Origin of the sequence: Aestuariivita sp. (assembly GCF_049276915.1) — a bacterium.
Classification (GTDB): domain Bacteria; phylum Pseudomonadota; class Alphaproteobacteria; order Rhodobacterales; family Rhodobacteraceae; genus Aestuariivita.
The window spans coordinates 35,671-49,084 of sequence record NZ_JBASXK010000050.1 but is presented as its reverse complement, the minus strand read 5'-3'; the positions used below and the strand labels follow the sequence as shown (position 1 = coordinate 49,084).

At 60.9% G+C, this 13,414-nt stretch carries 12 protein-coding genes; 8 read left to right on the top strand and 4 right to left on the bottom strand.

The window, feature by feature from the left end:
• Positions 1 to 100: 100 nt before the first annotated feature.
• Complete coding sequence (locus WAO69_RS05300; RefSeq protein WP_422177011.1) at positions 101 to 1,243, bottom strand: ParB/RepB/Spo0J family partition protein; 1,143 nt, start codon at positions 1,241 to 1,243, stop codon at positions 101 to 103.
• 3 nt (positions 1,244 to 1,246) lie between these two features.
• Entirely contained in the window at positions 1,247 to 2,527 is a 1,281-nt protein-coding gene (locus WAO69_RS05295) for an AAA family ATPase (RefSeq protein ID WP_422177010.1), read from the bottom strand.
• A 509-nt stretch (positions 2,528 to 3,036) separates the two neighbouring features.
• On the opposite strand from WAO69_RS05295, the gene WAO69_RS05290 reads away from it, so the two are divergent.
• From WAO69_RS05290 to WAO69_RS05275, 4 genes are all read left to right on the top strand, one after another.
• Positions 3,037 to 3,720, top strand: coding sequence for a DnaA N-terminal domain-containing protein (locus tag WAO69_RS05290; RefSeq protein WP_422177009.1), 684 nt, complete (start codon positions 3,037 to 3,039; stop codon positions 3,718 to 3,720).
• A 214-nt stretch (positions 3,721 to 3,934) separates the two neighbouring features.
• Entirely contained in the window at positions 3,935 to 4,942 is a 1,008-nt protein-coding gene (locus tag WAO69_RS05285; protein WP_422177008.1) for an ABC transporter substrate-binding protein, read from the top strand.
• Positions 4,943 to 5,004: 62 nt separating this feature from the next.
• On the top strand, positions 5,005 to 5,793 hold the full coding sequence (locus WAO69_RS05280) for an ABC transporter ATP-binding protein (RefSeq protein ID WP_422177012.1): 789 nt from the start codon (positions 5,005 to 5,007) through the stop codon (positions 5,791 to 5,793).
• Entirely contained in the window at positions 5,793 to 6,551 is a 759-nt protein-coding gene (locus tag WAO69_RS05275) for an ABC transporter permease (protein WP_422177007.1), read from the top strand. Before WAO69_RS05280 ends, WAO69_RS05275 begins: the two co-directional genes overlap by 1 nt.
• A 6-nt stretch (positions 6,552 to 6,557) precedes the next feature.
• Here WAO69_RS05275 and WAO69_RS05270 read toward each other — a convergent pair whose 3' ends face one another.
• Both WAO69_RS05270 and WAO69_RS05265 read right to left on the bottom strand, forming a co-directional pair.
• A complete protein-coding gene (locus WAO69_RS05270; protein ID WP_422177006.1) occupies positions 6,558 to 7,904 on the bottom strand; it encodes an aminotransferase class III-fold pyridoxal phosphate-dependent enzyme in 1,347 nt (448 codons plus the stop codon).
• On the bottom strand, positions 7,901 to 8,710 hold the full coding sequence (locus WAO69_RS05265) for an IclR family transcriptional regulator (RefSeq protein ID WP_422177005.1): 810 nt from the start codon (positions 8,708 to 8,710) through the stop codon (positions 7,901 to 7,903). Before WAO69_RS05265 ends, WAO69_RS05270 begins: the two co-directional genes overlap by 4 nt.
• Positions 8,711 to 8,819: 109 nt before the next feature.
• Here WAO69_RS05265 and WAO69_RS05260 point away from each other — a divergent pair, with 109 nt between their 5' ends.
• The 4 genes from WAO69_RS05260 to WAO69_RS05245 all read left to right on the top strand — a co-directional run bounded on the left by WAO69_RS05260 (position 8,820) and on the right by WAO69_RS05245 (position 13,403).
• Positions 8,820 to 9,764 (top strand): tripartite tricarboxylate transporter substrate-binding protein, encoded by a 945-nt coding sequence (locus tag WAO69_RS05260; RefSeq protein ID WP_422177004.1) that lies wholly within the window; start codon positions 8,820 to 8,822, stop codon positions 9,762 to 9,764.
• Positions 9,765 to 9,842: 78 nt separating this feature from the next.
• On the top strand, positions 9,843 to 10,382 hold the full coding sequence (locus tag WAO69_RS05255) for a tripartite tricarboxylate transporter TctB family protein (RefSeq protein WP_422177003.1): 540 nt from the start codon (positions 9,843 to 9,845) through the stop codon (positions 10,380 to 10,382).
• Positions 10,383 to 10,394: 12 nt separating this feature from the next.
• A complete protein-coding gene (locus WAO69_RS05250; protein WP_422177002.1) occupies positions 10,395 to 11,912 on the top strand; it encodes a tripartite tricarboxylate transporter permease in 1,518 nt (505 codons plus the stop codon).
• 6 nt (positions 11,913 to 11,918) lie between these two features.
• Positions 11,919 to 13,403, top strand: a complete 1,485-nt coding sequence (locus tag WAO69_RS05245) for an aldehyde dehydrogenase (protein WP_422177001.1) — start codon at positions 11,919 to 11,921, stop codon at positions 13,401 to 13,403.
• The last annotated feature ends 11 nt before the right edge of the window (positions 13,404 to 13,414 follow it).

Genomic DNA, 13,414 nt, shown 5'->3' with positions numbered 1-13,414 from the left:
ACCTGGTTCCCCGCGGAGAACCGTGCAGGCCGCCGCAGGTCCAAGCCCGCCGGCCTTGTGTCGGGTCCAGCCCTGTGGCGGACCCGACGTCGGCGGGGCCTTAGCCCCTGCCCTCGCCCTCGCCCTCGTCCAATGTGTCGAGGAATGACTCGATTGCTGCCTGCAACCGCGCCTTGCTGAGCGCCGAGAAATCCCGCTCGAGCCGCAGCTCGACCTTGCCATCATGGGCGATCAGGCGCGCCTCGCCCTCGGGGCGTTCAAAGCGCAGCGTGGTCTTGGACACCGACGGCTTGGAGGGGGCCGGTTTCGCTCTGCGCGCCATCAGGGCCACCTGCAAGATACGCGCCTCGTCCAGGACCGTGCGGTCGGAAATCGCCTGCAATCTGCGCGCCAGTTCTCCGGCGCGCACCGGGTCCGCATCCAACGCGCGGTCCAGCTCAAGACCGAAGGCGCGCGGCAAGGCTTCGGGATGGCGTACCGCCCCACCAAGGTTCTGCAACAGCCGCGCGAAGGACCGGATATAGGTGCGCTTTTGCTTGGCCGCAGACGCATAAAGCGTGGACACCGCATCATGCACCGACACCCCGATATCTTCGGCATAGGACATGGCCAGCTGCGCCATCTCGCCAAAGGACAGATCCTTGCGCACCAGGTTCTCGTCGACCATTTTGCGATACAGCGCATCCAACGGTTCCCCGCGGGGAACCAGCGCTGCGGGAATGCGCGTGTATCTGGGATCACCGGTTTCTTCGGCCAGTTCGCGAAACGCCGTCAAACGACGATAGCCCTGGATCAGCTCATAGCCCTCGTCGGACTGTTCGACCCGGATCGGGTTGGACAAGCCCACCGCCTGAATCGAGGCCTTCAGCTCATCGAGTTCGGGATCCGCCTGCATCGAGCGGTCCCGGATCAGCTTGGTCACATGCACATCCGAGGTCTGGATCAAATCGGTGATCAGGCCCAGCTTTTTCAGACGGACATACTCATGGGCCAGCGCATCATTCTCGGCGCGAATGGCAGCCTCGGCGCGTGCGCGGTCTCCTGCGGCTTCCGAAGTTTCCGCGATCGCGCTGGCCATCGGGCTGCGCCGCACGGGGGCAGGTTCGCTGTTTTGCAGCGGGTGACCCTGCACATTATAGGACTTGGTTTCCGGCGCGGCCTGGTTCCCCGCGGGGAACCCGTCATCCGAGGCATCCGCCTCAACGTCGAAATCAATCTCGAAAATGCTGCGTTTCTTGGACATGGATTAATCCTCCAGCTTGTCCCACGCGACAAGCAGCGTGGCTTTGAATTCATCATAGGCCCGATCAAAGGACGCCCGTGCGCGCCGCCAGGTCTCGCGGGTCATCTGGCGGTAATCCATCTCATAGATCGACGACAGAAAGCGACCCGACTGTTCGACCGCGCGGGTCATCTCGATCGGATGCTCGGTCACATGTGGGCGAAAAACCTGAACAAAGGCTGACTGCATCGCGCGGTGCAATTCGTTGTTCGGCTCGAAACGGGTCAGCAGAAAGCGGATATCGGCAAAGGCCTTCTCGGTCTGCCCACCCTGAAAGCGGCCCAGATCCTCCAGCGCTTCGGAGAGCTGGCCGATAAAGCTGGTGGTGCTGTCATATTCCCAATAGCCCGGGCCCGACGGGATATAGAGCACGTCCGCCGCAAAGACCGCATTCATCGACTGATAGCCGATGGCCGGCGGGCAGTCGAAAATGATGATGTCATAGGCATCATCCGGCAGCGCATCGAGATAGCGCGAGACCGCCGCAAAGAACGACCATTCGGGATTGAGGTGACGATACTGCGCGCTGGCAAACTCCACGAAAGCCGCGTTGGCGCAGCTTGGGATCAGGTCGATCGTGGGCCAGCTGGTCGGCTTGATAAAGTCGGTGATGCGCAGCGCATCCAGCCCCATGCCCGTGACCGCCGCGGGCAGTTGCCGGCGGGGCAGGGCGGTCCCGGATTCCGCACCGCGTGTGGCGGCGTTCATCCGTTCGGTCTCGTGGATGAGATCGCGCGCCATGATGCCCCAGACGGTGTATTCCTCGGACACATCCGACAGGCCCATGGAATGGCTGAGCGTGGCCTGTGGATCGAAATCCACCGCCAGCACGCGATAGCCATCCAGCGCCGCGGCATGGGCAAAGTGCAAGGCGACCGTCGACTTGCCCGCGCCGCCCTTAAAATTTGCCACGGCCGCGCGGATCGCGCGCTTGCCCGCCGGGCGCTCGGGCATCAAGGACTTGCCCTTGACCTTGATCCGGCGGCGCAGCTCGTTGATCTCTTCAAGGCTGTACCAGCGCTGGCGGCCATCCTCTTCGACCAGCCCTTCAGGCAGCGACGGATCCGCCGCCAGCCTGCCGCGCAGGGTCGAGGGGTTCATCTTGAAGATCAGCTCGGCCACCTCCCAGCTTGAGAACCGGCGCAGCGTCTTTTCCATCTCGGGTGAATAGGTTTGCCTGCGGATATGGCCCTGCATCTTGAGAGACTGCGACTGCAGACGTGCAAGCTCATTATGGGTGAACATGGTGCCTCTTTTCCTGCTGCGGTTCCCCGCGGGGAACCCGTTCTGCGATATTTGTCAGAACGTAGATTATCGTATATTCAGGATTTACGCCGAAAATCGCTTCGGTGAAAAGACAATTTTTCAAAGAACCCCGAAGACGATAGACTACGACTGGTGGCCGAACGCGCCTGTTTCCCTGGTGTTTTCCGATTCGCGCAGCCGAGGTCGCCGCCAGAGATCCACGCTGGATAATGGGGGACAGCTGAGAAGGACCCACGACATAATGGGGGACATAGTGACGATTTAACGGGACACACAGACTGTCCCCCAATACCATTTAACCTGATTTTTTGAATGGAATTTGGATGGTCACAAGCGGCAGTTCGATTGCGGGCTTGACAAAATCGCAGGTGAGGACGCAAATGAAGCTGTGATCCGAAAAAGCGTTTTGGACACATCGCCAAAGGGTTCGTCAGAAACTCCTGGCCAGAGGCAGACCCGATCTTTATCGGACCAAACCGAGGGCAGTCATGCTATCCACCAAAGCCGTGGGCAAATATGCCGCCGCGCGCAAATATGATTTCATCACGGCACTTGGATCCCATGCGCTGGCAGGTGACAAGCACCAGCAGCGCCAGGTGTTGAGACTGATCACGCTTGTCACGGCGCGTTACAACTGGCAGCGCGAGGAACTGGCCGTGGGCCAGCGCGAGATCGCGCGGCTCTGGTCTGTTGATGAGCGCACTGTCAAACGCGAGATGGCACGGCTGCGCGCGATCGGCTGGCTGGTCGTCAAACGCCAGGGCGCGCGGGGCAGGGTGACGGAATACCGTCTGGACATGGAGGCCGTTCTGCAGGCCACGCGGCCACAATGGGCTTGTGTAGGGTCTGATTTCGAGCTGCGCATGGCGGCACCCGACACCGAGCAGGACAAGGTCGTGCCGCTGCCCTCGCGCGGTCAGGTGCCCGCACCCGACATGTCCGAGGGCACCGAATGGCAATTCGCTCAAGGGCTGCTGCATGCCGAGGATCCAGCGCTTTATGGCAGTTGGTTCCGCAGGCTCAAACGGCAGGACAGGGCAGGGGGGCGGTTGATCCTGACTGCGCCCAGCCGGTTTCACGGAACCTATGTGCAGACCCATCTGATGGCCCGCATTCTGAATGCCTGCCGCGCGGTCGATGACGGAATCGATGAGGTCGTGATTGCCCTGTGATCCGGCCGGTTTCACGACGGTGAAATGCCCGATTGCGTGACACGCAAAAACTTCCTAGATTGACCAAAATATAAGCAAAGGTCGTGAAATCGTGCATTTTATAGGCAATCTGCTGTGCCTTGAAGGCAATTCATCCGTGCGGTGCGGCGACTCCTGTTTCGGTCTCATCGCGATCGGCAAATTTGCAGAAACTTAACATTCCCAGGGGAAACACATGCTACGCTCAAGAACCCTTTTGGCGCTTGCCGCCGCGCTTTTTACCACGCCTGTGCTTGCACAGACCGAGGTTCCCTTTGCGCTGGACTGGAAATTTGAAGGTCCGGCCGCTCCGTATTTCCATGCTCTGGACGCGGGTTACTTTGCGGATCAGGGTTTGACGGTCACCATCAGCGAAGGGGCCGGGTCGCTGGACGCGATTCCGAAGGTTGCCACCGGGGCATTCCCTGTGGGCTTTGCCGATATCAATTCGCTGATGCGCTTTCTGGATCAAAACCCGGACGCACCGGTCAAAGCGGTGATGATGGTGTATGACAAACCGCCCTTCTCGGTCGTGGGGCGCAAATCCCTTGGCATCGAATCACCCCTTGATCTGGCCGGCAAGGTGCTGGGCGCGCCACCGCCGGACGGGGCCTGGGCACAGTTTCCGATCTTTGCCGCCGAAACCGGGCTGGACATGAGCACGATCACGGTAGAGCCCGTCGGCTTTCCGGTTCGCGAGCCGATGCTGGCCGAGGGCAAGGTCGCGGCGATCACCGGCTTTTCGTTCTCATCCACGCTGAACCTCAAGCGTCTGGGTGTGCCCGCGGATGACATCACGGTTCTGCTGATGGCGGATCACGGTGTGGATCTTTATGGCAACGCCATCATCGTGAACACGGATTTCGCGGCGACAAACCCCGAACAGGTGACCGGCTTTCTGACCGCTGTCGCCATGGGTTGGAAAGACGCGATTGCCGCACCGGGCACGGCGATCGAGGCGCTGATGAAGCGCAATCCCGCCGCTGACGCTGCCCTCGAGACCGAGCGTCTGCAAATGGCGATCGATGCCAATGTCCTGACGGATTACGTGATCGCGAACGGCATGGGCTCGATTGATCCAGCCCGGATGGCCAATGCGATCGAGCAGACCAAATCGGTCTATGAGTTCAACTCGCCCCCCGATTCGACCTTGTACTTTGATCCGGGCTTCCTGCCTGCCAAAGACATGTTGATGCTGAAGTAAAATCCAAGTCCGGGCCGGTGTCTGTTTTCAGGTGCCGGCCCTTTTTTCATGCGGGTGTATCCATAGAAAATCTCATTGAAATCAAGGGTGTAAAACACGCATACCAAACCGCCACCGGAGCGTTGCCTGTTCTGGATGGTCTTGAGGTGTCGGTTCCCGTCGGCACTTTTGCCGCGGTGGTGGGCCCGTCGGGATGCGGAAAATCCACCCTGACACGGCTGATCGCGGGCCTGATGAAACCCGATGAGGGCGAGGTCTGGCTGCATGGCGAACGCGTGAAGGGACCGCGCAAGACAGTTGGGATGGCGTTTCAGAACCCGGTTCTTCTGGAATGGCGCACGATCCTTGATAACGTCATTCTTCCGCTGGAAATCGTGGCCCCCCGGATGCCCAAGGCGGATCGCATCGCGCGGGCGATGGAGCTGCTGGATATGGTCGGGCTGATCGGGTTCGAACACAAACGCCCGTCCGAGCTGTCGGGTGGCATGCGCCAGCGCGCGTCGCTGTGCCGGTCGCTGGTTCACAAGCCCGAGGTTCTGATCCTGGATGAGCCCTTTGGCGCGCTGGATGCCTTTACCCGCGAAGATCTCTGGCAGACCATGCGCGAGCTGCGCCGCGCCGAGCCGTTCACGGCGGTTCTGATCACCCATGATCTGCGCGAAAGCGTGTTTCTGGGCGATCAGGTCATCGTGCTGTCCGGGCGTCCGGCGCGCACGCAATACGTGATGGAGGTCGATCTGCCGGAGGACCGCACGCTGGATGTGCTTTACACCCCGAAAGCGGCGGACATGCTGCATACCCTGCGCGATCAGATCAAGATCGCACAGGGCCGCGATGTGGAGGTTCACTGATGCTGCGCAAGATCGCTGTACCGCTGATTGCGATTGTCATTTTCCTGTCGCTCTGGGAATTTCTGGTCTGGGTGAACGGGTGGCCGAACTTCAAGATGGCCTCGCCGTCTGATCTGCCACCGGCCTTCTGGAAATACAAAGAGCTGTTTTTCACCATGGGCTGGCAGACGCTGTGGCGCACGGTCTTGGGGCTGATGCTGGCGGTGGTGTTCGGCACGCTTCTGGGCATGATCATCGGGTTTTCGCGGATCGCGCGGGATGCGCTTTACCCGCTTCTGGTCGGCTTCAACGCCATTCCCAAGGCGACGCTTGTGCCGGTCATTTCGCTGATCTTCATCGGGCAGCATGATTTCAACACGGTGCTGATGGCCTTCATGATCTCGTTCTTTCCGATTGCGGTGTCGGTCGGTATCGGCCTGTCGACGCTTGAGCCCGAGTATCGCGATATCCTGCGCGCGCTTGGGGCCTCGCGGTTCACGATTTTCTACAAGATTGCCCTGCCCAAGACCCTGCCCGAGTTTTTCGGGGCCCTGAAGGTGTCGGCGACGCTGGCCTTTATCGGCACGAACCTTGTGGAAATTGTCAGCCCGCATGGGCGCGGACTGGGGGCCTTGTTCAAGTCGGGCGAGACAAATGGCGACTATCCCCTGATGTTCGCCGTGCTGATCGCCCTCGCGTTTCTGGGGATCCTTTTGTATTACGCGGTGATCTTTCTGGAACGCACCTTTGCAGGCTGGGCCGAGCGCGAAGCGGGATAGGGGCGCTTACACCGCTGCAAACCCCGCATCGATTGCCGCCAGAATGGTTGCGGCGTCCTGTTCGCTGAGGATCAGCGCCGGTGACAGGATGAGGTTTGGCCCCGACACGCGGATCATCGCGCCGGACTGATAGGCGACCTCCTGCACCTTGGCGGCGGTGTCGGCGTCGATCGGCTTCTTGGTGGCGCGGTCGCTGACCATTTCGATGGCTGTCATCAGGCCATGTCCGCCCCGCACATCTCCGATGATGTCGTATTTCTCCATCAAGGCCTTGCAGCCCGCATAAAGCTGATCCCCGCGCGCGGCGGCGTTCTCGATGACGTTCAGCCGTTTGGTTTCCGCCAGACAGGCAAGGGCGGCGGCGGCGCCGACCGGGTGACCGGAATAGGTATAGCCGTGGCCGATCCTGGCGGCGGGGTTGTCCTCGAAGGCTTCGATCATCTTGTCACCCAGCATCACGGCCCCAAAGGGAAAATAGCCGTTGGTGATGGCCTTTGCGGTGGCCATCATGTCGGGCTGAATGCCCCAGAGCCGCGCGCCGGACCATGCGCCGGTGCGACCATAGGCCGTGATGACCTCATCGGTGATCAGCAGGATGCCGTTGCGCTCACAGATATCGCGCACCATCGGGGCAAAGGATTTATGCGGCGGGATCACACCTCCGGCACCCAGGATGGGTTCCATGATCATCGCCGCGATCGTGCTGGGGCCCTGAAAGGCGATCTCGTCCTCAAGGGCGGCGGCGCAAAGCTGGGCCAGCCTTTCGGGGTCGGTCTCGTTGAAGGGGTTGCGATAGGTATAGGGCGCGGGGATGTGATAGCAGCCGGGCAGGAGCGGCTCGTAAGCGGTGCGGAAATTGGCGTTTCCGTTCACGCTTGCGCCGCCCATATGGGTGCCGTGATAGCCTTTCTTGAGGCTGAGGAATTTCACCCGGCCGGGCTCGCCACGCAGTTTGTGATACTGGCGGGCAAGGCGCAGGGCGGTTTCCACGGAATCCGATCCGCCCGAGGTAAAGAAGGCGCGGCTCAGGCCATCGGGGGCAAAGAACGCGCTCAGCTCATAGGACAGTTCGATGGCGGCATCGTTGGAGGCACCGCGAAAGGTCGAATAATAGGGCAGTCTGGCAAGCTGGTCGGTGATGGCGTCCTTGACCGGCTGGCAGGAATAGCCAAGGTTGACGTTCCACAACCCACCCACGCCATCCACAACCGTGTGACCGTCGATATCGGTGATGCTGACGCCGCTTGATCCGGTGATGATCTTTGGCGGGCTGTCGATGCTGTCCTGGGGCGAGGTCATCGGGTGCCACATGAGGCGGCCGTTGTTCTCTTTCAGAAAGTTCGAGTCTTTCATGCGGTGGGTTCCAATTCATGAGATTGAGACATCGCCTGTTGCCAGGTCCGTTCGAGATCTGCGGGAACGCCGCCGCCCCAGTTGCGGGAAATCTCGCGGCTGGCGGTCATCAGGTGCAGTTTGCTGGTCTGTGCGCTGTCCGGCGTAAAGCGTGTCGCCACACAGGCGACGGATACCGAGCCGGCATAAAGCCCGGTCTGATCATAGATCGGGGTGGCCAGGCTGTAGACGTCCTGCTCGAGGCTGCCGGCGGATTGCGCAAAGCCGGTGCGCCTTGTGGCTTGCACCGCCGCCTCGAGTTCCTGCGGCGTCTTGACCGTGTGTGATGTAAAGCGGCGCAGATCGGCTTTGGCCACCTCGATCAGCCCATCAGGCCCGAAGGCCAGCGCGCAGAGGCCCGATGCGGTGGCATGCAGCGGGAAGGTCTGGATGTCGATGATGACCCGCGTGCTGTGTCTTGGCGATTCGCAGGAGGCGAGCGCATAGAGCGTCGTGCCCGACAGAACGCCGACATGCGTGGTTTCTCCGGTCGCATCGGCCAGGTGACGCAGGGCGTCCTCGGTCCCGGATTTGCGGGGAACCGTGATTTCGCGGGTTTGGGCCAGTTGCAGAAGGGCAGGGCCAAGCCGATAGTGTTTCGTCAGTGGGTTCTGTTCGACAAAGCCCGCATTTTCAAGCGCTTGGAGGTGGCGATATGTCGTTGCCTTGTCCCGCTTTGCCAGCCGACAGAATTGCGATAGCCCGATTTCGGGACGGGTGGGCGAAAAGTAGGCCAGCAATTCCAGAGTTTTCGTAGCAGATGACATCGGTGGGCGGGTTCCAGAATGAATAGAAAAGGTTTGACAGATGGCGTTTAACAAGACAACCTTTTTTATGCAACATCGGTTCAAAATACGAACCAACAGGGAGAATACAATGAAACTCTATGTCAAATCGCTCACCGCCATGGCGCTTGCCTTCGCGGCGGTCGCGGGAACGGCAAGCGCCGAGTACCCGGAAAAGCCTGTGGAATTCATCGTGCCATGGCCTCCGGGCGATCTTGAGGACGTGCTGACGCGGATGATCGCCGAAGATTTCCAGGAGGCTTACGGTGTCCCTGCAGCGGTCGTGAACAAACCCGGCGGCGGCGGTGGCCCGTTCCCCGGCGCGATCGAAGTCGCCAATGCGCCGGCGGATGGCTATACCATCGGGTCGTTCATCATCGCGGTTCCCGTGGTCGGCCCGCAGATCGGTATCCCCGAGCTGAACCCCGATCCGTTCGAGCCTCTGGGCAATTTCCTGACCTATCCCTTCGTGATCGCCGCCGGGGCCAGCGCGCCCTATGACGACATGGCGGGTCTGGCGGCATATGCGGCCGGCAATGATGTGGTGCTGGGTCACTTCGGGGCACCGCTGGTGCCGACGCAGGTCACGCTGGGTCTGGCCAAGGAGATGGGCTTTGCCTTTGCATCCGACGCGGCCTTTGACGCGCTGGATTGCAACACGCTGGCCTCTGGTGACGTCGATGTCATCAACACCACGTTGCAGCTGATCCTGCCCTGTCTTGGTGATGTGAAAGTGCTGGCCTCGATCGGGTCCGAGCGGATCTCGCTGACGCCCGATGCGCCTACTGTCGCCGAGCTGGCACCGTCGTTGAACGTGGCGCTGTGGAACGGTCTGTTCGTGCACAAGGACACACCGCAGGATGTGCGCGACAAGATCATTGCCGGGGCGCAGAAAACCGTGATGTCCGAGCGCGCGCAGACGCTGGCGGCCGAAACCGGCGCATTGGTCTACTGGCAGCCTGCGGATGAGGTCAAAGCGCAGATCGCCGCGGATATCGCGACGTTGAACGGCATCAGAGAACTGCTGGGCAACTGATCCGGTTTCCCAGGTGATCGGGCAGCGCTGGTCGTTGCCCGATCCTTTCTGTTTCCCGCGTCAGACAGGACCAATCGCATGTCGCGTGCAAAAACACTGCAGGTGCTTTTCAAGCGATATCGCCGTCCCGGGGATATTGTCTTTGCTTGGGTCGCTCTGATCTTTTCGCTCTTCCTGTTGTCGCAGCTGTTTGACCAGACCGCCTATAGACCGGGTGCGAAACTTTTTGCACAACCCCGGTTCTGGCCTGCGGTCGCGTTGATCGGAATGAGCGGGTTCGCGGCGTTCCACCTGCTGGGATCGGTGCTGTCCGAGCGCATCGCCGGGCGCTGGAGCGAGGTCTGGCTTTGGGTCAGTTCGCTGGAATATGCGGGTTGGTTCATCGCTTATGCGGCGATCGTGCCCTGGGCGGGCTATTTGCCGTCGACCGTGATTTTTGCGGTGTTGCTGAGCTTGCGCGCGGGATACCGGCAGGGGAGTGTTGTGCTGTGGGCGGCTGTCAGCGCGGTTCTGATCGTTTTGCTGTTCAAGACATTCTTGCAGGTCAAACTGCCATCGGGTCAGATCTATGAAGGGCTGCCCGACGGGCTGCGCCAGATCATGCTGACATATTTCTGATCGGAGCCAACCATGGAAAACCTGCTCGCCGGGGCGGAAATGCTGGCGCGATGGGATGTGATGCTGGCCCTGCTGATCGGGTCGGTTGGCGGTGTGATCATCGGAGCGATCCCGGGCGTTGGTCCGGCGGTCGCGATTGCGATCCTGTTGCCGGCGACCTTTTCGCTGGATCCGATCGTGGGACTGACCATGCTGCTGGGGATCTATGGCTCGTCGATGTATGGCGGAGCGATCCCCGCGGTTCTGATCAACACCCCCGGCACGGCGGTGAATGCGCTGACGTCATATGACGGCTATCCGATGACCCAGCGGGGCGAGGCGCATCGTGCGGTCTCGCTGGCCTATAGCGCGTCATTCTGGGGGGGAATGTTCGGGATATTGTGCCTGATCCTGCTTTCGCCGGTTCTGGCGCTGATTGCGCCCATGTTCGGCAGCCGCGAGATTTTCCTGGCCGCCCTTCTGGGCATCATTCTGGTGATCCTTGCCCATCGCGGGCAGATCTTTGCGGCGGGTTTGCTGGCGATGTTCGGGATCTTTCTGCAGACCATCGGCCTGGATGCGGTCACGTACACACAGCGCTATACATTCGGTTATTCCTTCCTGACCTCGGGTATCAACCTGATTGTCGTGGTGCTGGGCCTGTTCGCGCTCAGTCAGGCGTTCTTTCTTTTGACGGCCCCGGATAACAGCCCCGATGCCAAGCCTGTCACCGGGCGTATGACCGATGGGCTGAAAGAGCTGATGAAGCACAAGCGCGTCGCAACGGTTGCGTCGGGTTTTGGTGTGATCCTGGGGATGATCCCGGGCACGGGCGAGTTCACCGCGCAATTCATGAGCTATACCTATGCGCAAAAGACCTCGAAGACGCCCGAGCAATTCGGCAAGGGATCCCCCGAGGGGCTGATTGCATCAGAAGCGGCCAATAACGCGGTTCCGGCCGCGGCGATGATCCCGCTGCTGGCATTGGGCATACCGGGCGAAGCCCTTACGGCGATGATGCTGTCGGTGTTTTACGTCCATAACGTCATCCCCGGCCCGCAGCTGTTTCAGAACAATATCGACCTGGTCTATGGCCTCTACATGGCGCTGATCCTGCTGAACATCATCGTGATGGTGTTCCTGCTGTTCTCGACGAACCTGCTGACGAAGATCATCCGGGTGCCGACGCGGTTCCTGGGGGTGATGATCCTGATCCTGTCCTTTGTCGGGGTGTATTCGCTGCGCAATTCGCTGACGGATTGCATGATCGCGGCGGGTTTCGGGGTACTGGGTCTGATCCTCAAGCGGCTGAACCTGCCGATTGTGCCGATCATTCTTGGCATGGTGCTGGGCGGGATCATGGAAGTCAAACTGCGCTCGGCGCTGCCGCGGCTGAAAACGCCGTTCGACATGATCGACCGGCCGATCTCGTTCATTATCTTTGCGATGATCCTTTTGGTGATTGCCCTGCATATCCGCGCCCTGGTCAAGGAATACCGGGGGCACAAGCCAGAACAAGATCACGATCTTCACGATTCTCAAACACGGTAGGACCTCATGGACCAGAGCAGTATCGACGGGTTGCGCGCCCACCCGGTTGCCGAGCGCTTTCACCTGATCGAGGGCAAGCATGTTCCCGCCTCGGACGGGGGGCAGATGGATGTCCTGTCTCCGATTGACGGGCAGGTGCTGACCCGGATGGCGCGCGGAACGGTGCAGGATATGCAGGCGGCAATCGCATCGGCCCGCGCGGCCTTCGAGGACAGACGCTGGGCGGGTCAGCCGCCTGCCGCGCGCAAGAAGGTTCTGTTGAAATGGGCCGATCTGATCGAGGCGCACGCCTTGGAACTGGCGGTTCTGGGCGTGCGCGACAATGGCACCGAGATCGCAATGGCCCTCAAGGCCGAGCCGGGTTCGGCGGCGGGCACGATCCGGTATTATGCCGAGGCTCTGGACAAGATCTACGGCGAGATCGCCCCGACACCGGGCGATGTTCTGGGCCTGATCCACAAGGAGCCCGTGGGGGTCGTCGGGGCGATCGTGCCGTGGAATTTTCCGCTGATGATCGGGGCCTGGAAACTAGGCCCGGCGCTGGCGATGGGTAATTCCGTGGTTCTGAAACCGGCTGAAACCGCGTCTTTGTCGCTGATGCGCATGTTGGATCTGGCGCTTGAGGCCGGTCTGCCGCCGGGGGTTCTGAATGCGGTCACGGGCGAGGGTGCCGTGGTGGGCGAGGCCATGGGATTGTCCATGGATGTGGATGTGCTGGTGTTCACCGGATCGGGTGCCACGGGGCGGCGTCTGATGGAATATGCCGCGCGCTCGAACATGAAGCGCGTCTATCTCGAGCTGGGTGGCAAATCTCCCAATATCATCTTTGCCGATGCCCCGGATCTGCACGAGGCCGCCAAAGTCGCGGCGACGGGCATTTTCCGCAATGCCGGGCAGGTCTGTGTCGCGGGATCGCGGCTTTTGGTCGAGGCGTCGATCCATGATGACTTTGTAGCCGACGTCGCGCGGATCAGCGAAGGGATGCGCGTAGGGGATCCGCTGAGCCTTGAGACGGCGATCGGCGCGATCAATTCCGAAGCCCAGTTGAAACAGAACCTTGGCTTTGTCGATACGGCCTTGGCCGAAGGCGGAGAGATCGTCACCGGCGGTCAGCGGATCCTTGAAGAGACCGGCGGGTATTTCATGGCACCGACGATCGTGACGGGCGTGAGACCCGATGCGACGCTGGCCCAGAAGGAAGTGTTCGGCCCGGTTCTGGGGGTCACCGCGTTTGACGGCGATGCCGAGGCGGTGCGTATTGCCAATTCCACGGTCTATGGGCTTGCTGGCGCGGTCTGGACCTCGAACCTGTCGCGCGCACATCGTATGGTGCGCAACGTGCGCACGGGCGTGATGCATGTCAACACCTATGGAGGCTCCGACGCAACGGTGCCCCTGGGCGGTGTCGGCCAGTCGGGCAACGGGCATGACAAGTCGCTGCATGCGCTGGAGAAATACATCAACCTCAAGACCGCCTGGATCAAACTGTAGGGTCAATCGCC

Bases quoted from the DNA above. Each gene is read 5' to 3' on its own strand.
- WAO69_RS05300 (WP_422177011.1), bottom strand. From the start codon at position 1,243: ATGTCCAAGAAACGCAGCATTTTCGAGATTGATTTCGACGTTGAGGCG.
- WAO69_RS05295 (WP_422177010.1), bottom strand. From the start codon at position 2,527: ATGTTCACCCATAATGAGCTTGCACGTCTGCAGTCGCAGTCTCTCAAG.
- WAO69_RS05290 (WP_422177009.1), top strand. From the start codon at position 3,037: ATGCTATCCACCAAAGCCGTGGGCAAATATGCCGCCGCGCGCAAATAT.
- WAO69_RS05285 (WP_422177008.1), top strand. From the start codon at position 3,935: ATGCTACGCTCAAGAACCCTTTTGGCGCTTGCCGCCGCGCTTTTTACC.
- WAO69_RS05275 (WP_422177007.1), top strand. From the start codon at position 5,793: ATGCTGCGCAAGATCGCTGTACCGCTGATTGCGATTGTCATTTTCCTG.
- WAO69_RS05270 (WP_422177006.1), bottom strand. From the start codon at position 7,904: ATGAAAGACTCGAACTTTCTGAAAGAGAACAACGGCCGCCTCATGTGG.
- WAO69_RS05265 (WP_422177005.1), bottom strand. From the start codon at position 8,710: ATGTCATCTGCTACGAAAACTCTGGAATTGCTGGCCTACTTTTCGCCC.
- WAO69_RS05260 (WP_422177004.1), top strand. From the start codon at position 8,820: ATGAAACTCTATGTCAAATCGCTCACCGCCATGGCGCTTGCCTTCGCG.
- WAO69_RS05255 (WP_422177003.1), top strand. From the start codon at position 9,843: ATGTCGCGTGCAAAAACACTGCAGGTGCTTTTCAAGCGATATCGCCGT.
- WAO69_RS05250 (WP_422177002.1), top strand. From the start codon at position 10,395: ATGGAAAACCTGCTCGCCGGGGCGGAAATGCTGGCGCGATGGGATGTG.
- WAO69_RS05245 (WP_422177001.1), top strand. From the start codon at position 11,919: ATGGACCAGAGCAGTATCGACGGGTTGCGCGCCCACCCGGTTGCCGAG.